The organism is Corallococcus sp. AB030 (assembly GCF_003668965.1).
Classification (GTDB): Bacteria; Myxococcota; Myxococcia; order Myxococcales; family Myxococcaceae; genus Corallococcus; species Corallococcus exiguus.
The window spans coordinates 48,143-73,082 of the sequence record NZ_RAWQ01000020.1; the positions used below are offsets into that span (position 1 = coordinate 48,143).

Annotated in this window: 20 protein-coding genes and 1 rRNA gene; 7 read left to right on the plus strand and 14 right to left on the minus strand. The window is 69.0% G+C overall.

The features are described from left to right. Window positions 1-288: 288 nt before the first annotated feature. The 3 genes from D7Y15_RS07605 to aspS all read right to left on the minus strand — a co-directional run bounded on the left by D7Y15_RS07605 (window position 289) and on the right by aspS (window position 4,528). A complete protein-coding gene (locus D7Y15_RS07605) occupies window positions 289-1,212 on the minus strand; it encodes a cupin-like domain-containing protein (RefSeq protein WP_121752145.1) in 924 nt (307 codons plus the stop codon). Window positions 1,213-1,271: 59 nt separating this feature from the next. Next, window positions 1,272-2,528: a carbohydrate porin gene (locus D7Y15_RS07610; protein ID WP_121752146.1), complete on the minus strand. Its 1,257-nt coding sequence runs from the start codon at window positions 2,526-2,528 to the stop codon at window positions 1,272-1,274. Window positions 2,529-2,710: 182 nt separating this feature from the next. Further along, window positions 2,711-4,528 carry an aspartate--tRNA ligase gene (aspS, locus tag D7Y15_RS07615; protein WP_121752147.1) on the minus strand — a complete coding sequence of 606 codons (1,818 nt, stop codon included), beginning with the start codon at window positions 4,526-4,528 and terminating at the stop codon, window positions 2,711-2,713. Between the two features lie 190 nt (window positions 4,529-4,718). On the opposite strand from aspS, the gene D7Y15_RS07620 reads away from it, so the two are divergent. The 4 genes from D7Y15_RS07620 (at window position 4,719) to D7Y15_RS07635 (ending at window position 8,367) form a co-directional block, all read left to right on the plus strand. Continuing rightward, window positions 4,719-5,819: a hypothetical protein gene (locus D7Y15_RS07620; RefSeq protein WP_121752148.1), complete on the plus strand. Its 1,101-nt coding sequence runs from the start codon at window positions 4,719-4,721 to the stop codon at window positions 5,817-5,819. 23 nt (window positions 5,820-5,842) lie between these two features. Then, window positions 5,843-7,138 carry a hypothetical protein gene (locus tag D7Y15_RS07625; RefSeq protein WP_121752149.1) on the plus strand — a complete coding sequence of 432 codons (1,296 nt, stop codon included), beginning with the start codon at window positions 5,843-5,845 and terminating at the stop codon, window positions 7,136-7,138. Window positions 7,139-7,149: 11 nt separating this feature from the next. After that, entirely contained in the window at window positions 7,150-7,926 is a 777-nt protein-coding gene (locus D7Y15_RS07630) for a hypothetical protein (protein ID WP_121752150.1), read from the plus strand. Window positions 7,927-8,127: 201 nt separating this feature from the next. Then, entirely contained in the window at window positions 8,128-8,367 is a 240-nt protein-coding gene (locus D7Y15_RS07635; protein ID WP_120597215.1) for a YHS domain-containing protein, read from the plus strand. A gap of 25 nt (window positions 8,368-8,392) precedes the next feature. On the opposite strand, the gene recJ is transcribed toward D7Y15_RS07635, so the two are convergent. From recJ to D7Y15_RS07670, 7 genes are all read right to left on the minus strand, one after another. Further along, window positions 8,393-10,108 (minus strand): single-stranded-DNA-specific exonuclease RecJ, encoded by a 1,716-nt coding sequence (gene recJ, locus D7Y15_RS07640; protein ID WP_120579145.1) that lies wholly within the window; start codon window positions 10,106-10,108, stop codon window positions 8,393-8,395. 238 nt (window positions 10,109-10,346) lie between these two features. After that, window positions 10,347-11,516 (minus strand): protein translocase subunit SecF, encoded by a 1,170-nt coding sequence (gene secF, locus D7Y15_RS07645; protein WP_121752151.1) that lies wholly within the window; start codon window positions 11,514-11,516, stop codon window positions 10,347-10,349. A 32-nt stretch (window positions 11,517-11,548) separates the two neighbouring features. After that, a complete protein-coding gene (gene secD, locus D7Y15_RS07650; RefSeq protein WP_121752152.1) occupies window positions 11,549-13,321 on the minus strand; it encodes a protein translocase subunit SecD in 1,773 nt (590 codons plus the stop codon). After that, window positions 13,321-13,671 carry a preprotein translocase subunit YajC gene (gene yajC / locus D7Y15_RS07655; protein WP_120558798.1) on the minus strand — a complete coding sequence of 117 codons (351 nt, stop codon included), beginning with the start codon at window positions 13,669-13,671 and terminating at the stop codon, window positions 13,321-13,323. The genes secD and yajC overlap by 1 nt, the downstream gene beginning before the upstream one ends. A gap of 151 nt (window positions 13,672-13,822) precedes the next feature. Next, window positions 13,823-15,010, minus strand: coding sequence for a tRNA guanosine(34) transglycosylase Tgt (tgt, locus tag D7Y15_RS07660; RefSeq protein ID WP_120579142.1), 1,188 nt, complete (start codon window positions 15,008-15,010; stop codon window positions 13,823-13,825). Between the two features lie 5 nt (window positions 15,011-15,015). Beyond that, window positions 15,016-16,104, minus strand: a complete 1,089-nt coding sequence (queA, locus tag D7Y15_RS07665) for a tRNA preQ1(34) S-adenosylmethionine ribosyltransferase-isomerase QueA (RefSeq protein ID WP_121752153.1) — start codon at window positions 16,102-16,104, stop codon at window positions 15,016-15,018. A 51-nt stretch (window positions 16,105-16,155) separates the two neighbouring features. Beyond that, window positions 16,156-17,262 (minus strand): SpoIID/LytB domain-containing protein, encoded by a 1,107-nt coding sequence (locus D7Y15_RS07670; protein WP_121752154.1) that lies wholly within the window; start codon window positions 17,260-17,262, stop codon window positions 16,156-16,158. Between the two features lie 114 nt (window positions 17,263-17,376). Between D7Y15_RS07670 and D7Y15_RS07675 the strand changes: the two genes are divergently transcribed. From D7Y15_RS07675 to D7Y15_RS07685, 3 genes are all read left to right on the plus strand, one after another. After that, window positions 17,377-17,925, plus strand: coding sequence for a hypothetical protein (locus D7Y15_RS07675; RefSeq protein WP_120579139.1), 549 nt, complete (start codon window positions 17,377-17,379; stop codon window positions 17,923-17,925). Window positions 17,926-17,963: 38 nt separating this feature from the next. Next, window positions 17,964-18,299, plus strand: a complete 336-nt coding sequence (locus D7Y15_RS07680) for a hypothetical protein (protein WP_233597251.1) — start codon at window positions 17,964-17,966, stop codon at window positions 18,297-18,299. Between the two features lie 63 nt (window positions 18,300-18,362). After that, window positions 18,363-18,938 (plus strand): hypothetical protein, encoded by a 576-nt coding sequence (locus D7Y15_RS07685; protein WP_121752155.1) that lies wholly within the window; start codon window positions 18,363-18,365, stop codon window positions 18,936-18,938. A gap of 30 nt (window positions 18,939-18,968) precedes the next feature. On the opposite strand, the gene D7Y15_RS07690 is transcribed toward D7Y15_RS07685, so the two are convergent. The 4 genes from D7Y15_RS07690 to rrf all read right to left on the minus strand — a co-directional run. Continuing rightward, complete coding sequence (locus D7Y15_RS07690) at window positions 18,969-20,204, minus strand: KamA family radical SAM protein (RefSeq protein WP_121752156.1); 1,236 nt, start codon at window positions 20,202-20,204, stop codon at window positions 18,969-18,971. Continuing rightward, window positions 20,204-21,574, minus strand: a complete 1,371-nt coding sequence (locus D7Y15_RS07695; protein WP_121752160.1) for a KamA family radical SAM protein — start codon at window positions 21,572-21,574, stop codon at window positions 20,204-20,206. Before D7Y15_RS07695 ends, D7Y15_RS07690 begins: the two co-directional genes overlap by 1 nt. A 116-nt stretch (window positions 21,575-21,690) precedes the next feature. Further along, window positions 21,691-24,474, minus strand: coding sequence for a serine/threonine-protein kinase (locus D7Y15_RS07700; protein WP_120579135.1), 2,784 nt, complete (start codon window positions 24,472-24,474; stop codon window positions 21,691-21,693). A gap of 369 nt (window positions 24,475-24,843) precedes the next feature. Further along, a 5S ribosomal RNA gene (rrf, locus tag D7Y15_RS07705) occupies window positions 24,844-24,940 on the minus strand; the annotation flags it as partial.

Here is a 24,940-nt window from a genome sequence, read left to right on the forward strand (position 1 = left end):
CATACAGGGGGGAGGGAAGACGTCATCGCCAGCCCCCTTGAATCGGGCTGAACCATTTGGGTCGTTCACATCCACCCCGAGCGGACTCCATGACGCCTCCCGAGAACTCATACAAGATCGTCCCGAACCCCAATCCCCCTTGTGATCCCGCGCAGGAGGACCTCAGCCGGAAGCGGACGCCTGAAACACCATCGCCCACGCCGCCGCCGTCCACACCGCCCCTTCCTGAAACGCCGAAGGACGAAAACCTCAACGGCTGACGCAAGCCATTGAAGCGGAGGGCACACCTCAACCGAAGGTGTGCCACCGCGCGTTTCCGCCCGGCACCTCCAGCGACTGGAACGTCAGCGACACGCTCACGTCCAGCGCGAGCACCTGGTGCCACCAGCCCACGGGGATGAAGAGCATCTCCCCCGGGCCCACCACCACCTCGTGCACGTGCGCGGTGGCGAAGTCCGGGAAGCGCTCCAGGTCCGGCGCCGCCGCGTCCACCGGGCTCCACACGTGCTCGCGGTTGTACAGGCGAGGCGTCTCGAACGACGGAACCAGCCAGAAGCGCTTGCGCCCGTGGACCTGGCAGAACAGCACCGAGTCCACGTCATGGTGCAGCGCCGTGTGCGTGCCCGCGGGCCCCACCCACAGCTTGATGCTCCCGTGCTGCCGCTTCGGGTACACGAAGCCCGGGGCCGGCCGCAGGTCCTCCAGCAGCCCCCGCAGCTCCGGCCGCTCCAGCGCGAAGTTGCGCGCGGTGAGGTACAGGTCGTTGGACGGCCCGCCGTGCTCCAGCCGGCGGAGGAAGTCGCCCAGGCGCATCACCGTGCGGCACGCATCCGGTGACACGTCATGGTCCACGCGGGCTTCGCGGCCCGCCATGACCTCCACCTCCACGTCGCCGTAGTCCCGCGCCAGCGCTTCCGGCCGCCAGCGCTCCATCAGCGGCCAGCCCTCCAGGAAGTCCTCCAGGACGACGGGCCGGTGCGCGCGGTAGTAGCGGGCCTGGAACTCCTCCGCGGACACCCCCCGCCGCCGCTCCACCGTCCGGCGGGACTGCGCATGCAGCGACGCGCGCACGTCCAGGAGCGACACCACCTCCGAGCGAGCCTCCTCCGGAGCCACCCCTCCGGCGACCAGTGCCCGGGCCAGCGCCTCCTCAGGCACGCCCCGCAGCAGGTTCTCCGACAGCCACGCATCCCACGAGGGTGACAGGGCCATGGCCCCACTCTAGGCCACCCGCGAAGCGGCACGGAAAGGGGGCCCTCTCCCCACATGCCCTACAGGGTGAGCGCCCCCTTGAGGCCCAGGACGATGATGTTGCGCGCGTCCTCGTCACCGCCGGGGCGGATGTATTGGAAGTTGGGCCGCAGCACGAGCCACGGCGTCGCATGGAGGCTGTAGTACAGCTCCGTCAGGTACTCCGTGCGAGGGATGGGCGTGCCGGGGTCCTGCGCCTGCTTCTGCCGCTGCGCGGTGACGTAGCGCCCGTTGGTGTGCGTGGCGCCCAGCGCGAAGCCCACGTCGTCATCCGCCCGGCCGAACACGCCCGTGTAGCCCAGGCCCAGCGTGTACTGGCCGTCCTGCGTGGAGGTGTCCAGGTCCGTGTGCGTCAGGCGGACGAAGACGTTCAGGCCCTGCGCCTTGTTCTCCGCGCCCGCCACGTGCGTGAGCTGCTGGCGCGCGACGAAGTAGATGCCGTATCTCCCATCGCGCTCCACGCCGGCCAGCAACACATCCGGCGCGTTGGACGTGTCGTACCAGACGCCCACCTTGTAGAGCCCCTCCAGCCGGTCGCCGCGGAACTTCGGGTTCCAGCCCAGCTCCAGGGGCAGCATCACACCCGTCGCCCCGCTGAAGCGCCCCAGATAGAAGGCCTCCTCCAGGTTGCGAGGGTTCATCTCGTACGCGGCCAGCTGCACGTACGCCACCTTCGCCAGGTCCACGCGCAACCGCGTGGCCCACTGGCTCACCGGCCAGTTGAACCAGTAGTTGCCCACGATGTTGCCGGGCTGCGCGCCGCAGAAGGACAGGTTCTGGAAGTCGCAGGGGAAGTCCGCCGTGTCCTCGCCCACCGTCATGCGCCCCAGCTTCAGGTGCACCTGTTCGCCGAAGAAGAGCTGATCCCACCAGAGCTGCGTGAGGCGCCCCACGTTGCCGCGCCCGTACACCTCCTGCACCAGTTGGAGGTTCCCCAGCTCCATGTCCGCGTTCAGGTTGTTGCCGTTGCGGTACGTGAACGTGAACTGGAAGGTGCCGCCCTTGAGCCCGGCCAGCTTCTCCATGTCCAGGCCCAGCCCCACGTTGAGCTGGCCCGCCTGCCGCAGCGCATGGCCCTTGCCACCGCGTGCGTTGAAGGCGAGCTCCGTCACGTAGCGGACCTGGAGCGCCACACCCAATTCGTAGAGCAGTCCGCGCGCCCCGCCCCAGCCACCGGTGAGGCCCGGGGGCATCTTCGTCGTCTCGGCCGCGAAGGACGGCCCCGAGCACAGCAGGGCCCACGCCAGCACCCAGGCCCCGAACGCCCGTCCCCGCATCGCGCCCTCCCCCTCGCACGCCACGGGTCCCCAATGGCCACGGCCACCGGGATGTCCAGCCGTGCCGGGGGGCTGTCCGTCGGCTTCCAGCCACTGCCCCGGGCCCTTCGAACGGCCCGGGGTGCGGCGAGCAACGAAAGCAGCGCGCCGGGAGTGTCTACCTCCCGGCGGGACGTGACTGACTACTTCTGCGGCAGCGGCACCGAGCGCACGTGCAGCTCGCGCAGCTGCTTCTCGTCCACGTCGCCGGGAGCGCCCGTCATCGTGTCCGTGCCCGTCTTCGTCTTGGGGAACGGAATCACGTCGCGCAGGGACTCCGCGCCGGTGAGCAGCATCACCAGGCGGTCCATGCCCAGCGCGATGCCGCCGTGCGGGGGCGCGCCGAACTTGAGCGCGTCCAGCAGGAAGCCGAACTTCACGCGCGCCTCCTCCTCCTGGATGCCCAGCGCCTTGAACACCTCGCTCTGCACCTTCGGGTCATGCAGGCGGATGGAGCCGCCGCCAATCTCGAAGCCGTTGAGCACCACGTCGTAGCGGTGGCACTTCACGCGGCCCGGGTCGGTCCCCAGGTACTGCACGTCCTCGTCGTGCGGACGGGTGAAGGCGTGGTGCGCCGCCGCCCAGGTGTTCGTCTCGTCGTCGTACTCGAAGAGGGGCGGGTTCACGACCCAGAGGAACTTCCACTGGCCGCCGCTGCCGTACTCGGGGATGAGCCCCAGCTTCTTCGCCACGTGCACGCGCAGGTTCGCCATCACCGTGTGCACCAGCGACTCGCGGCCGAACTGGAACAGGATGAGGTCGCCCGTCTTCGCGTTCACGGCCTGGTTGATGGCCTGCCGCAGCGCCGGCGTAATCGTCTTGGACAGCGGGGACTGGGTCCACTCACCGCCCTCGCCCACCTTCGCGCGCGCCAGGCCCTTGGCGCCCGCCTGCTTCGCGAAGTCCTCCAGCTTGTCGCTCTCCGCGCGGGACAGCGCCTTCTCCGCCGGGACGACCATCGCCTTGACGATGCCCTTGTCCTGCACCGCGTCCCACATCATGGGCACGCCGCCGGCCGCGCCGTGCTCGCGGATGACGTCCGTGAGCACCACGTGCTCCAGCCCGAAGCGCAGGTCCGGCTTGTCGTTGCCGTACTTCGCCATGGACTCGTAGAAGTCCATGCGCATGAAGGGCGTCGGGATGTCGATGCCCAGCACCTCGCCCCACAGCTTCTTCAGCAGCCCCTCGATGATGGTGAAGATGTCGTCCTGGGTGACGAAGCTCATCTCCACGTCGATCTGCGTGAACTCCGGCTGCCGGTCCACGCGCAGGTCTTCGTCGCGGAAGCACTTCACGATCTGGAAGTACCGGTCGAAGCCCGCGACCATGAACAGCTGCTTGTACAGCTGCGGGCTCTCCGCCAGCGCGTAGAACTTGCCCGGGTTCAGGCGGCTGGGGACCAGGAAGTTACGAGCGCCGCCCGGCGTGTACTTGCCCATGAAGGGCGTCTCCAGCTCCAGGAAGCCGTTGCCCGCCATGTACGAGCGCGCCAGCGTGTTCATCTTGGAGCGCGTCATCAGCGTCTTCTGGAGCGGCCCGCGGCGCAGGTCCAGGTAGCGGTGCGCCAGGCGCTTCTCCTCGGACGTCTCCACGTTGTCCTCGATGAGGAACGGCGTGGGCTCCGAGCGGTTGAAGATGGTCAGGTCCGAGGCCTTCACCTCGATCTCACCCGTCTTCATCTTCGGGTTCACGTTCTTGCCGCGCGACAGCACCTTGCCCTTGATGCCGACGCAGTACTCCAGGCGCAGGTGGCCGGCCGTCTCATGTGCCTCCTTGCTGTCCGGCTCGAACACCACCTGGGTGAGCCCTTCGCGGTCCCGCAGGTCGATGAACACCGCGCCACCGTGGTCGCGGCGATTGTGCACCCAGCCGAAGAGGACCACTTCTTCGCCAACGTTCGCGGCCGTGAGCTGACCGCACGTGTGGGTACGCTTGACCTCTGAAATGAACGGGACCGCCATGGAGACCGCCTGCGTTTGGTTCGGGAAGGAAGGCCGGGCACCATAGCGGATCGTGGAAACGACGCGTCAAGGAATCCATGGCCCGAAAGCCCCCGTGTTTTCACCGTCATCTCCCTCGGAAGACGGGCGCATGAGCAGGCAGGCGCGCACGTCCCCGCAACCGGGAATTGAATCGCGGGTTGAAGCCCCCATGCAGGGGGACCTGGACACCCACCGCCGGCCCAAGGGCATGCCCCCGTGCATGCGCGCGGGGTGGGTGCTGCTCGCGCTGTTGGGGGCACGAAGCGCAGGGGCGGAAGTGGCGGACAGCTCCGTCACGCTCGAGGCGAGCGGCGGCCACGGCTATGCCCTGTGGAGCCTCTTGGGCGACGTGGGCGTAGGGGAAGCGACCTTCGTCACGCTGGGCTACACCGGCGTGCGTCCGGAATCCGGCACCGCGGCCACCCATCAGCTCTCCGTGGGCATGGATCACCTGGCGGGCGAACACTGGCTCCTGTCCGGCGTCGTCAGCCTGGGCCTGTCCAAGGCCTCGGACACGGAGCTGACCCAGGAGCGCCCCCGCCTCAACGTCCCCGGACTCACCGCCCGGACGGGCTCCGGCAGCCAGGCGGTGCAGCTGGGAGCGGCCTGGGACTCGGCGGGCTTCGGCACCTGGGAGTACGGCCTGGACGCGGGCGTGGGCGTCAGCCGCAACCCGCTGCGCCGCCAGCTGCTCACCGTCTCCGACGGCGCCGCAACGGAGCGCTATGCCCAGGAGGACATCCTCTGGTCGGCCCGCCCCACGCTGGGGGCGCGGCTCCTCTGGAAGGGCCAATGGGAGCTGGGGCTGCGAGGGGCGTTTGCCTTCTACAGCGAGGACCCGCTCACCGCGGGCCAGTTCACCGACGCGGAGACGGACCAGTTGGAGGCCCAGCTCGAAAGCCGTGTGGCCGCCCGCAAGGCCCTGGCGGGACTGAGCCGCCGCCAGCTGCGCGACCTGGGCGCGGCCGTGGCGCGGCGCCTGGGCGAGGTCAACGCCACCACCGGCTTCCCCTCCGCCCCGGTCCGCTGGGACCTGAGGCCGTCCCTCTCCTGGCGCCTCACCCCCGCCCTCCGGGGCCAGCTGTCCTACGCCTTCACCCGGTACGTGCCGGGTGAGGGCGTGGCCCACGTGGTGGCCACCCGGTGGACGGTCCGCCTGGGCGACGCGGTGCGGCTGTGGGCCTCCGTGGCCCTCCAGCGGGACGTGCCGGTGGGCCTCCCCGCGGACACCTCCGGCCTGCTCACACTCGGAGGGGAATACACGTTCTGAGCGGTCCGGAGTAAAACGGCGTCATGCTCCGAACAGTCACCACCGCCGCCGTCGGGCTGGCCCTGGCCACGGGCTGCGCGCCGGACAGCGAGGCCCCCGTCAAGGTCTCCGTCCTGTCCCGCTCCAGCAATGGCCAGTACGTCCCCACGCAGGTCGAACTCACCACCATCGAGGACGTCGTCGGCCTGAAGGGCACCGTCGGCGACCTCCAGGGCGGTGCGCGCATCGTCATCGACGTGAACGACCCCGCGCTCCAGAACGCCACCGCGGACAACGTCGCGGAGGTGCTGCTCAAGAAGTCCGGCCACGACGTGAAGGCCAGCTACATCAGCCAGAAGGACGAGAAGACGGGCGATGACGTCCTCTGGCCCGCGGACTTCCACTCCTGGAACATGGTGACCTCGTATTACAACCTCGAGCGCGCCAACGAGTACTTCCGCACCGTCGCCAACGTGAAGGTCGTCTCCTTCGAGCCCACGCCGACGCTCTACTACTTCCCGGAGTTCATCCAGGCGCAGGTGAGCAAGGAGCCAGCGCGCGACAACGCCATCTTCTACCCGGTGCTCCAGTCCTTCATGGTGCTGCCGTTCGATCAGATCCAGCGCGCGCCCCTGCCCCTCAACGCGGCGGTGATGGCGCACGAGTATTCGCACCTGGTGTTCAACCGGCTGGCGTACGCCGGGCAGTCCCTGCCCGTGGCGTTGTCCAACTGGTCCGCGGGGAACCCCAGCCAGGGCGCCAACGTGCTCAAGTCCTTCGACGAGGGCCTGGCGGACTACCACGCCTACGGCGCCACCTGCCGCAGCGTCAGCGGGTGTGATCCGCGCTTCATGTCGACCTCCTTCGACGGCGGCCCCTTCGCCGGGGTGACGGACGCGAGAGATCTGTCGCGAGGGGACCGCTGCATGAGCGCGCTCCTGTACGCCCGCGTGCAGCAGCAGGACGTGGGCACCTTCTCCGCCGACGGCGCCGAGTACCAGGTGGGCACGCTGCTGGCGACCGCGCTCTACCAGGCGGGCCGCTCCACCGGCCAGGAGGCCCAGCTGCAGCGCGACATCGTCTCCGCGTACTACGACACGGACCCCGCGAAGCCGGGCATCTACCAGTACACGCAGCTGGTGCTGGGGGATCAGTCCCAGTTCTCGCTGGCGGTCCCCGCCGCCGCCATCATCTCGCACATCTCCGACCTGGATCTGCGCAAGGCCGTCTGCAACGAGTTCATGGACCACCTGCAGATCCCGCGCGAGCTGCTCATCGGCGCCAACCTCTGCCCGGCCAGCGCCGCGGGCGGCACCACCTGCCCCAGCATCTTCCAGTGAGGCCCGCTCCCTTGAACACCTGGCTCAAGGCCTGCCTCGCCGGCAGCCTGCTCTTCACCCCTGTCGCGTTCGCCCAGAGCGCGGATGACGACGACCCCTACGCCTACCCGGAGCAGGAAGCCGAACGCGCCCAGGAGAAGGCCCAGAAGGACGACGACGACGCCTACGATCGCCGCCGCAGGCTGGTGGACGAAACGGACGAGTTCCGCGAGGCCGCCGAGGCCACCAACGACGACGGCTTCCGCGGCATGTCCCGCCTGGACGACCCCAACCTGGGCGTCGCGGTGGAGCTGGTGGCCGGTCTGTTGATGGTGGACAGCGCCCGAGGCGACTTCTCCGACAACAAGCCCGGCCTGGGCGTGCGCGCCACCTGGGAGTTCGGCCGCAACTTCTTCACGGAGAACGCGACCCTGCGCGAGGCCCTCTTCGCGGACCTGCGCTGGCTCTACGGCAGCCTCAGTGACGGCACGGAATTCATCAAGGGGGACACGCGGCTTCACTACTTCACGCTCGCACCCGCCTGGTTGTTCCAATTCGGCGACTCGCCCTTCGGTCTGTACCTTCAGGCCGGTGGTGGACTCGCGTACCAGAACACCGGCATCACCGTGGGCGAGGAAGAGACCCAGGTGAACGGCCTCAAGCCCGTCGTCCAATACGGCCTGGGCATCCGCGGCCGGCCCGCCCTGTCGCGCACGCTGCACCTCACCTTCCGCATCGAGGCCATGGGCCTGCGGCGCGGCTACGCCAACGACTTCTTCCTGGGTGGCAGCGCCGGCGTCGGCTTCTGAAGCACCGCCCCGTTTTGGGTCCTTCGGCCCCCGCTCCCTTCCCACCCGGGAAGCGGTGGCGGGGGCTGAACTTTTTCCCCTCCCTCGCGCCCGCGGGCACGGCCCCCTGCTTGGTATTCCAAGGAGATGGACCCCTGGCATGCCCCCTGCTTACATTCGCGCCGGTTGGGGGAGTCAGGGGCGTCGGGCTGGAGGTGGAAGATGAACGGCGAACAGGAACACGGGCAGGGCAACACCCGGCACTGGGATCCGGTGTGCGGCAGGCACCTGGAGGCGCCGGAGGGCCATCCCTCGTCGGAGTACAAGAAGCGCCGGTACTTCTTCTGCTCGGAGGGCTGCCGCACCGCCTTCGAGCGGCAGGCGGAGCGCTTCCGCCTCAACGAGCTGGCGCGGGCCGGCGCGCTGATGTCGCCGGGCCGGGTGCGCTGGGGGCTCGCGTAGCGCGGGCAGGAACCTCGGACTTGAGTCAGGCGGCCTGACGCACGTCCTTGAGGCGCAGGGACAGCTTGCGCTGGCCACGGAAGGTGTCGAAGCCGGCCTGGAAGGCCAGGTCCACCGGTCCCTCCACCAGCGACACGCGGTCCGCCATGCCGAAGCCAATGGCATCCAGCTCCGGAGCGTCCACGAGCGCCAGCTTCAGGTGCCCCGCGCCAGGCACCCCGGACTTCGCGGGCAGCACGCGAGGCCGGGCCTGCTGGCCGCGCAGCACCAGCACCGGCTCCGGGTTGCCCTGACCGAAGGGCCCCAGCTTCTGCAGCGACTCCACGGCCGTCGCGTCCAGGTCGCGAGGGTTCACCACCGCGTCCACGCGGCAGCGAGGAATCATGTCCTCCGGCGTCAGCCGCTGGAGGGCAATCTTCGCGAAGGCCTCGCGGAATGCGGGCAGCTGCTTCGCGTCGATGGTGAGGCCGGCGGCGTGCTTGTGCCCGCCGTAGCGCATGAGCAGGTCCGAGCACCCGGTGAGCGCGTCGTACAGGTGGAACGCCTCGATGCTGCGCGCCGAGCCCTTCCCCACCCCGTCCTTCACGCCCACCATCACCGTGGGCCGGTGGTAGCGCTCCACCACGCGCGACGCCACGATGCCGATGACGCCCGGGTGCCAGCCCTCGTCGTAGAGCACCAGCCCGCGCGAGTCCTTGTGCTCCTCCGCCTGCGCCAGCGCCTGCGTGAGGATGCCGCTCTCAATGCCCTGCCGCTCCGCGTTCGCGCGATCCAACACCTGCGCCAGCGAGCGCGCCGTCTCCACGGAGTCCGCGCAGAGCAGCTGCAGGCCCAGCGACGCGTCATGCAGGCGCCCCGCGGCGTTGATGCGGGGCCCCAGGCGGAAGCCCACCTGCCCCGCGGTGACAGTGGCGTCCGGCTCCAGGCCAGCCACCTCCTTCAGCGCGCGGATGCCGGGACGGCGGCCCTGGGACAGCTCCTGGAGGCCGTGCGCCACGAGGATGCGGTTGGCGCCGGTGAGCGGCACCACGTCCGCCACGGTGGCCAGCGCCACCAGGTCCATCAGCGCCTTGAGGTTGGGCTCCTTGCGCGTGGCGAAGAAGCCGTCGTCGCGCAGCCGCTTGCGCAGGCCCATGCAGAGGTTGAAGGCCACGCCCGCGGCGCACAGCACCTTGGTGGGGTACTCGCAGCCGGGCTGGTGCGGGTTGAGCACCGCGGTGGCGGGCGGCAGCGTGGGCGGCACCGTGTGGTGGTCCACCACCACGACCTCCAGGCCCAGCTCCTTCGCGCGGGCAATCTCCGCCACGGAGGTGATGCCGCAGTCCAACGTCACCAGCAGGCGCGTGCCGTCCTGCGCGATGCGCTCCACCGCGCCCAGGTTGAGGCCATAGCCCTCGTCCAACCGGTGCGGGATGTACGTGGAGGGCGTGGCGCCCAGCTCCTTGAGGAACAGGTACATGAGCGACGTGGAGGACACGCCGTCCACGTCGTAGTCCCCGTAGAGCGTCACCTTCTCCTTGAGCCGCACCGCGCGCAGCACGCGCTCCACCGCGGGGCCCATGCCCTTCATCCGGAACGGGTCCGGCAGGTCCGCCAGCCGGTCCGACAGGAAGGCCGACGCCGCCTCCGGCGTGCGGTAGCCCCGGTGGAGCAACACCCTCGCCGCCAACGGGTGCAGCGACAGTTCACCCGCGAGCGAACCGACCTCCTGCTCGACGACATCTGGAAGCAACCACCGCATGGCGAAGGACAGTACCTCAGACGTCCGACCAAGGCAGTCCAACCCGTCCACTCACACCACCCTCCTGCACGTCTGTTCAGACGCGCGCTCGCCTGCCTTCCTGCCCCCAACCTGCACGGCGAGTGCGCGGTGCCGCGAGGGACGCGTCGCTGACGCTGGGCGCGCGCTTCTGAAAAGCGAAGGGCCCTCGCTTCCACATGGGAAGGAGGGCCCTCGTCGCATCAAGACGTCAGACAGCTCAGGCCGTCTTCGGCTCCTGCTTGGAGCCACCGGAGTGGCCCTCGCGGGCGTGCGCGCGCTCGTCCAGCCAGATGACCAGCGGGCTGGCGATGTACACGGACGAGTAGGTGCCCACGAGGATGCCCACCAGCATCGCCATGGCGAAGTCGAAGATTTCGCCCACGCCGAAGATGAGCAGACCGATGAGCGACAGCGCCGTCACGCCGGACGTGAGGATGGTGCGGCCCAGCGTGTCGTTGACGGCGATGTTGATGATCTCCGGCAGCGGCTTGCCCTTGTACTTCACCATGTCCTCACGGATGCGGTCGTAGATGACGATGGTGTCGTTCACCGAGTAGCCCACGATGGTGAGCAGCGCGGCGATGGACGTGAGGTTGAACTCGCGCCGGCTCACCAGGTAGTAGCCCGCCACCATCACCACGTCGTGGAGCATGGCCAGCAGCGCGCCCGGGCCGAACTTGAAGTCGAAGCGGAACGCCACGTAGATGAGGATGGCGACCATCGAGTACACCAGCGCCATGATGCCGCGGTTGCGCAGCTGCTTGCCCACCTGCGGACCCACGTAGTCGACGCGGCGCTGCTCGAAGTTCGGCTTGTCCAGGCCCGCGCTCAGCGCGGTGAACACCTTGTCCGCCATGCCGCTCGCGACGACCTGGTAGTCATAGCCGGTGCCGCCCTGGTTCGCGCCCAGGTCGCGCACCTCCTGCACGCCAATGCCCGCGCCGTCCTGCACGGCCTTCTTCACCGCCTCCACGGACAGGGGCTGCGAGGAGCGGAAGTTCACGATGCCGTTGGCCATGTCGGCGTAGACGTTGCGCGTCTCGCCCAGGCCCTGGATGGCCGTCTTCGCGCGCTCGGCGTTCTCCTCGGTGAGCTGCGTGACGCCGCCCATGCGCAGGAGGAAGGAGTTCTCATCCGCGGAGCCGATGCCCTGCACGCTGACGTCGTGCAGACCGCCGGCCTGGGCCTTCTCCCGGACCTGCGCTGCGGTGGTGGCAGTGTTGTACTTCAGCTCCACCACCGTGCCGCCGGCGAAGTCCACGCCGAAGTTGAACCCCACCGCGGCGATGCCGACGATGATGGCCAGGTTGATGAGGGTGGAGATGAAGAGCGCCGGCTTGCGCTTGCCGATGAAGTCGATGTTCGTCTTGTGCTTGAGAATCTGCATGGCGGATTTCCCGTGGCGCCTGTGGGGGCCGGTTAGACGGACACCGACTGCGCGTTACGGCCGTGGACGAAGTAGGTCGTGATGACGCGCGTCACGACGATGGACGTGAACAGCGACGCCAGCAGGCCTACGATGAGCGTGGTGGCGAAGCCGCGGATCGGGCCCGTACCGGTGAAGAACAGGATGAAGCCCGCGATGAGCGTCGTCACGTGCGCGTCGAAGATGGTCCAGAAGGCGCGGTCGTAGCCCTGGTCCACCGCCGCGCGCGCGGACTTGCCGTGGGACAACTCCTCGCGGATGCGCTCGTTGATGAGCACGTTCGCGTCCACCGCGATGCCCAGCGTGAGCACGAAGCCCGCGATGCCCGGCAGCGTCAGCGTGGCGTTGAAGAACGCCAGGCCGGCCAGGATGAGCAGGCCGTTGAGCAGCAGCGCCACGTCCGCGATGAGGCCGGACTTGCGGTAGTAGACCGCCATGAAGACGACGACGAGCGCCAGGCCCACCAGCGCGGCCAGGCTGCCCTTCTTGATGAGCTCGTCCCCCAGCGTCGCGCCCACCTGACGGATTTCGCCCACCGTCACCGGCGCGGGCAGCGCACCGGCCTTGAGCACCAGCGCCAGCGTCTGCGCCTCGCCCAGCCACTCCTCGAAGCTGCGCCCGCTGGCGCGGCCCATGGTGATGCGCGCGCGGCCGCCACCGATCTTCTCGTTGATGCGCGGGGCGGTGTGCACGTTGTCGTCCAGCACGATGGCCATCCGGCGGCCCACGGCGGCCTCGGTCAGCTTCTCGAACTCGCGCGAACCGGCCGGGTCGAACGCGATGTTCACCTCCGGCTCGTTCATCTGGCTGACGGACGCGTCCGCGCCCGCCAGGCTCTCACCGGTGAGCGGAACGTTCTTGTCCAGCAGGTAGCTGCGGTACGCGATGCAGTCGTTCTTCTTCACCGGGTTCGCCACGCACTCGGTGACGACGTCGCGGCCCTCCGGCGTCTTGTCCTTCGCGTACGCCAGCAGGGCCTCGCGGTTGGGCGAGGACAGCTGCGGGAAGCCCTCGTCCTCCACCAGGGTGATCTTGCTCTCCGCGGGGGGCGGGTTCTGCTGGTACATCTGCGCGAACACCTGGGGGTTGGTGTCGTCCACCATCCGGAACTCCAGCTGCGCGGTGGTGCCCACCAGTTCCTTGGCCTGCTCCGGGTTGCTGCGGCCGGGCAGCGAAATCTGGATGGAGTCCGTGCCCAGCTTGCGCACGTCCACTTCCGCCACGCCCCACTTGTCGATGCGGCGGCGGATGACGAGCATCGCCTGGTCCACGGCCTCGTCGCGGAAGCGGTTCACCTGGCCCTCGTCCGGCTTGAGCACCAGCGTGCCGCCGTTGCGGGACTCCACGGTGAAGTCGGTGAAGGTGGCGAGCACTTCCTTCTGGATGGCGTCCATGGTGCCCGGGTCCTTCGCGGTCAGCACCAGCTGCAGCCGCTCCGGGTCCGTGTCCGCCGTCACCTCACCCAGCTTCTTGTCGTTGACGTAGGTGGCGATCTGCGTCCCGCGGCGCTCGGTGCGCTTCTGCAGGGCCGTCTTGGTGTCCACCCGCATCACCATGTGGATGCCGCCCTGCAGGTCCAGCCCCAGGTTGAGGCGGTACTTCGCGGGGGGCGCCCACGCGGGCAGCCGCTGCTCCAGCACGGCGATGTTGTTGCGCTCGTTGCGGTCCAGGACCACCAGCGAGTAGTACGTCGGGACGAGGAACCAGATCGTTCCCAGCGTCACCGCGACGATCATTCCGAACTTCCACCACCAGCCGCGGTCCATTACTTCTCCTCCTTCTTCTCAGCGGGGGCAGCCGCCGGGGCGCCCGCCACCGGAACGGTTCCCTTCGCACTGACAGCCGTCTTGAGCACGCGCACGCGCACTCCGCTGGCGATCTCCAGCGTCACGGTGGAGTCGTCCACCTGGTGGATGCGTCCAAGGATGCCGCCGGACGTCACGACGTCATCCCCCTTCTTCAGCCCCGCGAGCAGGTTGCGGTGCTCCTTGAGCTGCTTCTGCTGGGGGCGGATCATCACGAAGTACATGATGGCCACCAGCACGGCGAGGAAGCCGAAGGTCCCCAGGGGGGAACCGGCCCCGGCCTGCGCGAGAATCAGGAAACTGTCAGCCACGAACTGCCTCGTCGTTTGGAAGGGAGGACTCGGGAAACCGGCCCCGACCCGGCGTACGGGTGGGGTCAAAACATCCGAAAGGGTGGCCTCTTAGCAAGGGCGCCCCATGTGAGCAAGTGAACGCCGGAAGCGCGGCAATCCCTTTGCCCGCTCACCGACCACCTTTGCGTTCGGCCTCCTGCGCCACGGCCTTGGCCCGGAAGTCCCGGGCGAACGTGGCGAAGCGGTCCTCCGCGATGGCGCGGCGCACCTGGGCCATCAGGTCCAGGAAGTAGTGAAGGTTGTGCAGGGTGTTGAGCCGCATCGCCAGGATTTCTCCCGCCGCGAACAGGTGCCGCAGGTAGGACCGGCTGAACGTGCGGCAGGTGTAGCAGGAGCACGCCGGGTCCACCGGCCGGGGGTCCTTGGCATAGGCCGCGTTGCGGATGACCAGCTTGCCCTCCGAGGTGAAGAGCAGGCCGTTGCGAGCGCACCGTGTAGGCAGCACGCAGTCGAACATGTCCACGCCGTGCTCCACGCACGTCACCAGGTCCAGCGGCGTGCCCACGCCCATCAGGTAGCGCGGCTTGTCCCGGGGCAGCAGCGGCGCCGAGTAGGCCACGCCCGCGTGCATGGCTTCCGGCGCCTCGCCCACGGAGTAGCCCCCCAGGGCGTAGCCGGGCAGGTCCACCGCGCAGATCTCCTCCGCGTGGCGCTTGCGCAGGTCTTCATGGAGGCCGCCCTGTACGATGCCGAACAGCGACGAGCGCTCGCGGCCCCACGCCTTCACGCACCGGTGCAGCCAGCGCGTGGTGCGCGCCAGGGACTTCTCCAGGTAGGCCCGGTCCTCGGTGGACGGGGGGCACTCGTCGAACGCCATGATGACGTCCGCGCCCAGCGTCTCCTGGATTTCGATGGAGCGCTCCGGCGACAGGAAGTGCCGCGAGCCGTCCAGGTGCGACTGGAAGGCGGCGCCCTCCTCGGTGATTTTGCGCTTCTCCGACAGGCTGAACACCTGGAAGCCGCCGCTGTCGGTGAGCATGGGCCGGTCCCAGGAGATGAAGCGGTGCAGGCCGCCCATCTCCCCGACGAGCGGCTCTCCGGGGCGGAGCATCAGGTGGTAGGTGTTGCCCAGGATGATCTGCGCATCCAGGGTCTTCAGGTCGTCCGGGCCCACGCCCTTGACGCTGCCCACGGTGCCCACGGGCATGAAGATGGGCGTTTCAATGGGGCCATGCGGCGTGTTCAGCCGGCCGCGGCGCGCCTTGGTGCCGCTGGCGTCCTCGTGCAACAGCTCGAAGCGCACCAGCCCCGGGGGCACGCGGGTATCGCCCTTCTCCTTGCGCTGCTCGTCGACCACGGCACTCACTCCTTCACCAACATGGCATCGCCGTAACTGAAGAACCGGTAGCCCGCGCGCACGGCCTCCTGGTACGCGGCGAGCGTGCGCTCCCGGCCCAGGAGCGCGCTCACCAGCATCACCAGCGTGGAGCGCGGCAGGTGGAAGTTCGTGAGGAGCACGTCCACCTGGCGGAAGGCATAGCCCGGCCGGATGAACATCGCCGTCTCGCCGGGGCCCACGCGCAGCCTGCCCGTGTCCGGGTCGGTGGCGGACTCCAGCGTGCGCACCACGGTGGTGCCCACGGCGACCACGCGGCGCCCCTCCGCCTTCGCGGCGTTCACGGCGGCGGCGGTGGCCTCCGGCACGGTGAAGCGCTCCGGGTGCATGTGGTGCTTGTCCAGCACCTCCTCGCGCACGGGGAGGAAGGTGCCGGGCCCCACGTCGAGCGTCACCTCCGCGCGCCGCACGCCCTTCGCCGCGAGCTTCGCGAAGACGTCCTCGGTGAAGTGCAGGCCGGCGGTGGGCGCGGCCACGGCGCCGGACGCGCGGGCGTACACGGTCTGGTAGCGCTCGGCGTCCGCGGCCTCGGGCTCACGGGTGATGTACGGAGGCAGGGGCAGCCGGCCCGCCGCGTCCAGGAGGCTGGCGAGCGAAGCACCCGGCGCCGCATGGAAGCGCACCCGGTACTCCCCTCCCCCCAGGGCCTCCAGGACTTCGGCGGACAGGCCCCCGGCGAAGGTGATGGACTGGCCGGGCTTGAGCCCCTTGGACGCCTGGCCCAGGCAGACCCACTCGAGCGACTCGGGAGCCCCACCAAGCGCGGCGGAGGTGAGCGTGGCCGTGGCGGCGGGGCGGACGACCAGCAGCTCCACGCGGCCGCCGGTGCCGCTCTTCTGGCCCAGCAGGCGCGCCGGGATGACGCGCGCGTCGTTGAGGACGAGCAGGTCACCTTCACGCAGCAGGTCCGCGAGGTCGGTGAAGTGCTGGTGGCTCCATGCACCGGTGGCGCGGCTGACGACCATCAGGCGCGACGCGTCCCTGTTGGGCAGCGGGGCCTGGGCGATCTGCGCCTCGGGGAGCTCGAAATCGTAGTCGGAGAGGAGGGACGACACGGGGTTGGCGCTTGTAGCAGCCCCCGCGCCCTCACGGAACCGGCGAGGGCGTCAGTAGAGCTGCTGGAACTCGGCGCCCGGGTAGTAGTGGGAAAGGATTTCCCGGTACGCCTTGCCCTGGTCGGCGAGGGCCTTGGCGCCCCACTGGCACAGCCCCGCCCCGTGGCCGAAGCCACGTCCGGTGAACACGTAGTTCTTGCCGGAGGCTTCCACGTCGAAGTCCAGGCTCTTGAGACGCGTGTAGCCCAGCTTGCGGCGGAACGACACGCCGTCCACCGCGGTGCCATCCGACATCGTCACGCGGGTCACCCGGTGCGTGGGCGTGCGGCCGGTGACGCGCATGCCGCCCGGTGTGGCCTTCAGCGCGCCGCGCAGCTCCGCCTCGGAGAGGGTCGCGGTCCAGCGGCTGGCGGGCAGCTTGCCGCAGGGGCAGTCAACGGGCTGCAGGTACGGCAGGTTCCGCTGGAGGGCGTCCTGCCCGGACTCGGTGCGCCCGCCGCAGGAGGCATGGAAGTACGCCTCGATGGGGGCCAGGTCGTACGTGAGCACCTCACCCCGGGTGGCCTCCACGGCGGCGCGAGTCTTGGCGTCCTCGCGGTTCACGCCGCCATACACTTGGTGGAGCACGCTGCTGCCCATGTGGAAGGCGGCGCCATACGCGTCCAGCTTCTTCTGCAGCGCGTACGTCCGCGCGGCCACGGCCTGGGCCTTGAGCGCCTCCAGGGGGAAGGACACGGGCATCTCGCTGCCGAGCACCGCCGCGAGGTAGTCCTCCAGGGGGATGACGTTGATGAGCTGGAGGCTGTTCTTGAAGACGCGCACGACGACGTCGCCGCGAACCTGCGCACTGCCCGCCTTCAGGGGTTCGTTGCCGGGACCGCCCGCGTCGGTGGCCTCCAGGCCGCCACGGAAGCGGATGGCGTCCCCGATGACGGGAGCCCCGTTGACCTCCAGCTTGCCGTTGCGGCGGCGCACGGTGGCCTGGCCCGCGGTGACGGAGACGAAGGTGCCGTCCTCGGCATCCGGGCCGAAGCCCAGGCCCCGGCCGCTCACGCGGACCTCGTCGCCGGGGTCGTCCATGGCAATGCGCATCGTCTCCACGGCGAACGCCCGCGATGACGCGAGCAGGAGCAGCAGCAGTGCCACACGTTGCAACATGGTCCAACAGTCTAGGGGCGGAGCGATCCGCCTCAAGAAATCGGCCGGGCGCCAGGACCTCTCCCCGGTAGGAGCCCGCGAAAACCCCAGGCGGATGCCGCAGAATGGGGCCCAGTGACTGCCTCCGTCCCCGACGTCGCCCGCCTGTCCCCCGAGGCCCTCTCCGAGGCCCTCCGCGCGCTGGAGCCCCGCACGGCCGCCGTGTTGGTCCGCCGGCTCGTGGAGCGCCGCCCCCAGGCGGAGTGCGCGGCCTGGTACGGGATTTCAAGCGACGCCTTCTCGGTGCTGCTGCTCCGCTCGGCGGTGGCCCTGGCCCGTCAACTGGGCCAGCCCGCGAGGTCCCCGGAGAGCCCGGAGGAAGCCACCGCCTGGGAGCGCATGCTGGCCATGGCCGTGGAGAAGGACACCGCGCCCGTGCCGGTGCCGCTCGCGCCCGTGGCCTGGCTGTGCAGGCGGATGCATGCCCTGGGGCCGGAAGTGGAAGCCGCGTTGGACAAGGCCGCCCAGGCCGACGCGAACTCGCCCGGACGAGCGCGGGAGGAATGGCTGAGGAGGCTGGCCGTGGCCGCGCTCCTGGCCCTGACGGCCTGGCTCTACTGGAGCCGTCCCCCTGAACCGGAGCCCCGCCCCGAGCGCCGCATGCGCTCCCCGGAACGCCGCTGACTGGACGCAGCCACGAGCGGGCGCGTATGGGTAGGCCCATGCGAGCGATCCGGTCATGGCTGGCCCTCCTCATCGCGGGAATCGCGCTGGCAGGCTGCGCGAAGCACGTGGACACCCGGGTGGCCGGAGACGACGACGCGACCATCGACGGCATCGAGGCACGCCTCGACGAGCTCCGCGCCCGCGAGCAGGGTGACGACCTGACCTGCGCCGAGCAGTGCGACGTCTCCACACGGACGTGCGCCACGGCGAAGGAGCTCTGCGGCCTCGTGGAGCAACAGGGGGACCGGGACGACCTCCCGCCGCGCTGCGCCAGGGCCCGCGAGCAGTGCGCGGGCGCGAACGACGGCTGCACGCGGTGTCAGGCGCCCTGAAGAACCGGCCATGCGCTGGCTCTGACTCCGTGCCTATGATGGGTCGGATTGAGGAGCTTCCCCATGACCACCCGTCTCTCGTTGATGCTCGCTGCCTCGTCGCTCGTCCTGGCGCCCCCTGCCCTCGCGGAGGAGGAAGGCCTGACGCCGGAGAAGGTGGCGGCCATCCAGCGCGATGAGTTCGCGGCCCAGGCGAAGGTGAACGAGGAGCACGGCAACCGGAAGCCCTCGGAGATGAGCAACGCCGAGCGAGGCCAGGCCATCCGCGACCAGCAGAAGGAATCCGCCAAGGTCATGGAGAAGCACGGCGTCTCCGCGAAGGAGTTCGCCAGCTTCACGGCCCGGATGAAACCCGAGGACAATCAGCGCGTCGCCAACGAGGCCAAGCGGCTCGACGACAAGGCCAAGGCCGAGAAGGAAGCCGAGGCGAAAAAGCGCAAGGGCGACGGCGAGGTCCACATCCAGCAGGGCTTCAGCGACTCGGACCCCGTGGAGATGGAGTCCGCGGACGGCGCGGAGCCCTCCGTCGACGTCGACGGCAGCCTGGACAGCACAGCGGGTGCGCCGACCGTGGAGATTGGCGACAGCGCCGGCACGGCGAAGGGCATGAGCCGGAAGGCCTCCAAGCGCCGCAAGTAGCCCCGCGGCGCCCGGCATCCTCCGGGGCCCTCAGCGGCCTCGGAAGCCCAGCCCCCGCGACCGCGCCTGCCACACCTCGTCGTACGGGCAGGAGCAGTCGGTCTCCTCCGGCTCCGGGTACGCGTAGGTCTGGCCCTTGTAATTGCGGAACAGGGTCTCCCGCTCGCCGCGCTCGATGACGTAGTCGGGCTGGAGGGTGACCTTCCCTCCCCCACCCGGCAGGTCCACCGCGAGGTGCGGCACCGCGAGCCCGCTGGTGTGCCCGCGAAGCTGCTGGAGGATCTCCAGCCCCTTGGCGATGGGCGTGCGCAGGTGCTCGCAGCCTTCCGCGACGTCCATCTGGTGCAGGTAGTACGGGCGCACGCGGCTGCGCAGGAGCACGTGCGACAGCTCCTTGATGATGCGCGCATCCGAGTTGAGCTGACGCATCAGCACCGCCTGGTTCTCCACCGGCACGCCATGGTCCACCAGCCGCTCGCACGCCTCGCGCGCTTCCGGCGTCACTTCCTTGGGGTGGTTGAAGTGGGTGATGACGTAGACGGGCGCGTAGCGGCGCAGCAGGCGCGCCAGCGAGTCCGTGACACGCATGGGCAGCACCACCGGCACCCGCGTCCCGATGCGGATCATCTCCACGTGCGGAATCTCGCTCAGCGGCGCGAGCAGCGACTCCAGCCGCTCCTCGCTCAGCAGGAACGGGTCGCCCCCGGAGATGAGCACGTCGCGCACCTCGGGGTGGTTGCGCACGTAGTCGATGCCCCGGCGCATCTGGTCCTTGGTGAGCTCCGCCTCACCGCCCTTGGTGATGCGCCGCCGCGTGCAGTGACGGCAGTAGACCGAACACGTATCCAGGGCCAGGAACAGCACCCGGTCCGGATACTTGTGGACGATGCACTCCTCCGGGCGCGTCTTGTCCTCGCCGAGCGGATCCTCCAGCTCCCCGGGCCGCACCCGGGCCTCCGCGCGCACCGGAATGGACTGCATGCGCACGGGGCACAACGCGTGCTCCGGATCGATGAGGGACAGGTAGTAAGGGCTGATGCCCATCCGGAACAGCGAGGACGTCTCCTGCACCCCGGCGCGCTCATCCGGGGTCAGGCGCACGTAGCGCTCCAGTTGCTCCAGGTTGCGCACCGAGTGACGCTGCTGCCAGCGCCAGTCCGTCCACTCCGCGTCGATCACGGAGGGAAACAACCGGGCCCGCCCCTCGGCACTGAGCGAGGGACGGGGGGACGACTGGGGCGCGATGGCGCCCACGGAGGAATCCATTACGCCGCCTTGGGCTGATCCCGCCACCACGCCTGGCCGGACTCCGGCAGCGTGTCGATGGGATCGAAGTACTCGTACTTCCGATCAAGTGCGTCGGCGTCGTTCGCTTCCACGCTGGTGCGGTAGTTCTTGGTCCAGTAGGAGATGCCGCGCTCGCGGTCATACTCCGCCACCTGGTGAATCCACCGCTTCCCCACGAACGGCACGTCACAGACGATGCGCGGCGTGGCGAAGCCCGGCATGTAGCCCATGATGTCGTGCTGGAGCTTCTGCGCCTGCGCCACCGACAGCCGCCAGTGCTCGCTGTTGGGGATCATGTCGCACATGTAGAAGTAGTACGGCAGGATCTTCGCGTGGTCGAGCAGCGTGAAGCACAGGTCCAGCAGCGCCTTCGGGCTGTCGTTCACGCCGCGCAAGAGCACGCCCTGGTTGCGCACGTCGCGGAAGCCCATGTCGAGCAGCTTGCGCACCGCCTTGCCCACCAGCGGCGTGAGCTGCTGCGCGTGGTTCACGTGCGTGTGCATCGCCAGGTCCACGCCGCGCTCCACGGCCTTCTTCGCCAACCGGTCCAGGCCGGCCAGGACGTTGTCCTGGAGGAAGTGCTGCGGCAGCGCCATGAGGCCCTTGGACGCCAGGCGGATGTCGCGGATGTTCGGGATGTCCATCAGCGCGCTGACGAACGGCTCCAGCGCCTGGATGGGCAGGTTCGCGATGTCGCCGCCGGACACCACCACGTCGCGCACGGTGGGCGTGCGGCGCAGATAGTCCAGCATCTGCTCGTAGCGCTCCTTCTGCCCCGTCGCGAACTTGTGCTTGGACACCTGCGGGACGTCGTTGCCCACCAGGTCCATGCGCGTGCAGTGGCCGCGGTACTGCGGGCACGTGGGCAGCATCTCCGCCAGCACCTTCGTCGGATAGCGGTGCGTCAGGCCCTCGACGACCCACATGTCCGCCTCGTGGAGGCTGTCACGGCTGGCGCGCGGGTGGTTGGCCCAGTCCGTGCGGCGGTCGGCGAGCGCCGGCAACATGTACTTGCGGACCGGGTCGTTCCACAGGTCCTCCAGGTTCATGGTGTTGAGCATCTGGGGCGGGACGAGGATGGACATCGTCGCCCGCTCCTTCTGGTCCAACTCCATGCTCGCGGACAGGTCGTCCGGCAGCAGCGCCCCGAGCGTCGCCCGCAGCTCGCGCAGGTTCTTCACGGTGTGCTTGCGCTGCCACACCGAGCTCTCCCACTCCGCCGCGGTGACGTCCTTGTAGCCCGGGATGCGCCGCCAGTCGGGCTCCACGAACTCCTGGCGAAGAGGATAGGTGAAAGGCTGCTGCGCGGGGCCAGCGTCGGGCTTGCCTCGAGTGGACGTCGTGCTCATGAACACATCACCTCAACGTAAGGAGCGTCGTGGGCGAGGCGTCATAGCCTGCCCCCTGACATCCCTGCTCAACAATCGCCAGGGGCACAAGATGCCCCATGGCGCAGTGCGTCCGTTCAATTCACCGGGACGTTGATGAGCTTGGCCACGCCCTCCGCCTCGACGACCACCACCTGGGGCTTGGTCGACTTGCCGTTGAGCTTGAAGACGACCTTGTGCTTGCCCACCGGCAGTGAAAGCGGATTGCCCAGCGTCACGGGGCTCAAGCGACCCGTGTTCTTCCCATCCACCCAGATTTGAGCGCCCGTCGGCGACGTGCTGCAGGCGAACTTGCCCATCGCGGCAGCGGCGGGCTTCGGCTTCGGCTCCGGAGGAGGCTTCGGGGTCGGCGTCACGGCCACAGGAGGAGGCTTGGGCTTCGGCTCCGGAGGCGGGGGCTTCGGCTTGGGCTCGGGCGGTGGCGCTTCCTCCACCATGTCCACGGCGACGCGCACCTCGGTGTCCCCGCTGGACGTGAAGTCGCCGGAGAACGGCTTGAAGCCCGCGCGCTTCGCCGTGAACGTGTACTTCTTGCCCATCTCCAGGTCGCCGAGCTTCGCGCCGGGCAGCTTGCCCAGCGACTTGCCGTCGACGGTGATCTCCGCGCCCTCCTGCCCTTCGAACAGGGCGGTGAACGTCTTCGGCGCGGGAGGCTCGACGGGCTTCTCCGGGGGCGTCTCCGGCGTCGTGGGCGGCGTATTGTCCACCACCACCGGCGGCGTAGCAGGCGGCGGATCCTTGATCTCTGGAGGCTTGGGTTCTGGAGGCTTCGGAGTCGGAGCATCCGCCGCCTTCAGGCTGAGGAGGATGGGGGCCGCCGCCTGTCCGGCGGTGACCTCGATCTGCTGCGTCACGGGCTGATAGCCCGGAGCCGAGGCGGTCACGTTGTGGATGCCCGCGGACAGCTCAATGACCTGGTTGGCGTTCACGGCCTCACCGTCCACGAGGACGGTGGCACCCACGGGCGCGACGAAGTTCACGGAGCCCGTGGACGAGCCGCGGACCACGAAAATCACCGCGACCAGGAGCAGCAGGGCCGCGCCCGCGGCCATGCCGATGATGGCGGGCTTGGGCAGAGGCTTCTTCGGTCCAGCGGGCGCCTTGGCCTTCTGGACCTTGGCGGCCGGGGCCGGCTTCGCCATCTTGGAAGCCTTCTGGGGGATGGTCGCCGGACCGTCGGCCTCATCGTCGTAGGGCGGCTCTTCCGAGTCCTGCCCTTCGTCGCCGTAGTCCTCCTGGCCGTCACCCTCGTACTCGTCGCCCTGGTCGTCGTAGGCGCCGTCCGGGTCTTCCTCGGCCGCCTGAGCGCGCAGGCCGTTGTGGCGGGAGCCCACCGGGACGGTGATGTTGCCCGTGGTCTCCTCTTCCTCGGGATCCAGCACGGGAGCCGCCGAGCCACCGCGGGAGCGCGAAGGCGGCGCCGTCGGAGCCGGACCAATCATGGTCGCCCCCGCGTAGGCTTCTCCGCCCTCGTCCCCGATGATGACCTGGGACTTGGGACCGCTCTTGCCCTTGCCGCCTCTTCCTTCGTCCTGGGCGTAGGGAGACGCGCTCGTGTGGTGCCCGGCCCGGTCGATGGGGTTCTCCGAACGGCCGGTGATGCTGTCGTCCACGACGACGCTGCTGTCCGCGATCCGCGTCTCCGGGGCGCGGAACGTGTGCGTGGAGTCGACAATCTGCGTCTTGTCCGCGGCGCCATCCATCTCCGCCAGCTCTTCAGCGCTGGGCGGCGGGATGTAGCCAGGCGCGGGCTGTGCGGGCGCAGTGGAGGCGCGACCCACCGGAGAACCGGTGGCCGAAGGCGCTGGCGACCTCTTCTGGGAGGTCGCGCGGGGGGGCGCGGCCACGGGAGGAGGCAGCGTCACACCCGAGTGCTCGATCTGGTCCGGGCGCTCAACGGAGGCATAGCGCTCCATCTTCTCCGCCTCGCGGAGCATGTCCTCGGCGAAGGCCTCCTTCATGAAGCCGGACAGGTGCTTCGACGAGTAGATGGCGTCCCCCGCGAGGAGGAAGCGCATCAGGTCCTCCTGGAGGTCCGAAGCCCACTGGTAGCGGTCCTCGGGCTCGCGCGCGAGCGCCTTGAGGACGACCTTCTCCAGACCCGCGGAGATGTTCGGGTTGAACTCGCGCGGCAGCGGGATGTCCGCGTTGCGCACCTTCTCCAGCGTGGAGAAGTCGGACTCGCCCACGAAGAGCTTCTCGCCCGTGAGCATCTCGTAGAGCAGTACGCCGACCGCGAAGATGTCGCTGCGCCGGTCGATGGGCATGCCCCGGACCTGCTCCGGGCTCATGTAGCCGAACTTCCCCTTGAGGATGCCGGCCTGCGTCTTCTGCGAACGGTTGGCGGCCTTGGCGATGCCAAAGTCGATGATCTTCACCTCGCCTTCGTACGAGACGAGGATGTTCTGCGGAGAGACGTCGCGGTGGATGATGTGGAGGTCCTGGCCGCGCGCGTCCTTCTTGCGGTGCGCGTAGTCCAGGCCCTCACACATCTTGGAGACGATGAACACCGCCTGTGCGGTGGGCATGATCTCCTTGCGACGACGGTAGCGCTCCAGGAGCGTGCGGACATCACGGCCCGCCACGTACTCCATGGCGATGAAGTACGTCTCCTCGTGCTTCCCGAGCTCGTGGATGTGCACGATGTTGGCGTGGTTCAGCTGAACGCTGATCCGCGCCTCGTCGATGAACATCGTGATGAACTCGTCATCCTCCGCCATCGTCGGAAGGATCTTCTTGATGGCTAGGATGCGCTCAAAGCCTTCGACGCCAAAAGCCTTCGCGATGAAGACCTCGGCCATACCGCCGACGTTGACGCGCTCAAGGAGCAGGTACTTCCCAAAGAAGGTCGGCTTCTTCATCTCGCGGGGCTGCCCGGCGCCGGCGAGTACGAACCGCAGCAGGCGGTGCGCAGACCGGGGGGAGCAGTGACTCTAGATCCAGTGAGAACGGCGGTCAAACATCCAAGATGACGTGATTCCCCAACGAATCCGAGAACTTGGCCTCCCCTCGCTCCAAAACTGACCCACCTGCCATCCCGCGTCACTCCAGAATCGCCTACCGCGAGCGCAGGCTGCGGCACACGCCGGGCAAAATCGAGCCACGCGCACGGGCACCAGGAACCCCTGGCGAGCGCGTCTCAGCGCTCAAGCCAGGTGCGGCGGCCCGTGACACAAGCCCGCAAAGACAAAGCCCCTGGCGCCTTGCGGCACCAGGGGCTTTCAAAAAGAATCCGGCAGCGACCTACTCTCCCACGCGGTTTCCCGCGGAGTACCATCGGCTCTGGAGGGCTTAACTTCCGTGTTCGGGATGGGAACGGGTGTGACC

Coding starts and splice junctions, on each gene's coding strand:
- D7Y15_RS07685 (WP_121752155.1), top strand. CDS start 18,363: ATGACCACCCGTCTCTCGTTGATGCTCGCTGCCTCGTCGCTCGTCCTG.
- D7Y15_RS07670 (WP_121752154.1), bottom strand. CDS start 17,262: ATGTTGCAACGTGTGGCACTGCTGCTGCTCCTGCTCGCGTCATCGCGG.
- aspS (WP_121752147.1), bottom strand. CDS start 4,528: ATGGCGGTCCCGTTCATTTCAGAGGTCAAGCGTACCCACACGTGCGGT.
- D7Y15_RS07700 (WP_120579135.1), bottom strand. CDS start 24,474: ATGAAGAAGCCGACCTTCTTTGGGAAGTACCTGCTCCTTGAGCGCGTC.
- D7Y15_RS07680 (WP_233597251.1), top strand. CDS start 17,964: ATGCGAGCGATCCGGTCATGGCTGGCCCTCCTCATCGCGGGAATCGCG.
- D7Y15_RS07695 (WP_121752160.1), bottom strand. CDS start 21,574: ATGAGCACGACGTCCACTCGAGGCAAGCCCGACGCTGGCCCCGCGCAG.
- secD (WP_121752152.1), bottom strand. CDS start 13,321: ATGGACCGCGGCTGGTGGTGGAAGTTCGGAATGATCGTCGCGGTGACG.
- D7Y15_RS07620 (WP_121752148.1), top strand. CDS start 4,719: ATGCAGGGGGACCTGGACACCCACCGCCGGCCCAAGGGCATGCCCCCG.
- D7Y15_RS07625 (WP_121752149.1), top strand. CDS start 5,843: ATGCTCCGAACAGTCACCACCGCCGCCGTCGGGCTGGCCCTGGCCACG.
- secF (WP_121752151.1), bottom strand. CDS start 11,516: ATGCAGATTCTCAAGCACAAGACGAACATCGACTTCATCGGCAAGCGC.
- D7Y15_RS07690 (WP_121752156.1), bottom strand. CDS start 20,204: ATGGATTCCTCCGTGGGCGCCATCGCGCCCCAGTCGTCCCCCCGTCCC.
- recJ (WP_120579145.1), bottom strand. CDS start 10,108: ATGCGGTGGTTGCTTCCAGATGTCGTCGAGCAGGAGGTCGGTTCGCTC.
- D7Y15_RS07635 (WP_120597215.1), top strand. CDS start 8,128: ATGAACGGCGAACAGGAACACGGGCAGGGCAACACCCGGCACTGGGAT.
- D7Y15_RS07605 (WP_121752145.1), bottom strand. CDS start 1,212: ATGGCCCTGTCACCCTCGTGGGATGCGTGGCTGTCGGAGAACCTGCTG.
- D7Y15_RS07610 (WP_121752146.1), bottom strand. CDS start 2,528: ATGCGGGGACGGGCGTTCGGGGCCTGGGTGCTGGCGTGGGCCCTGCTG.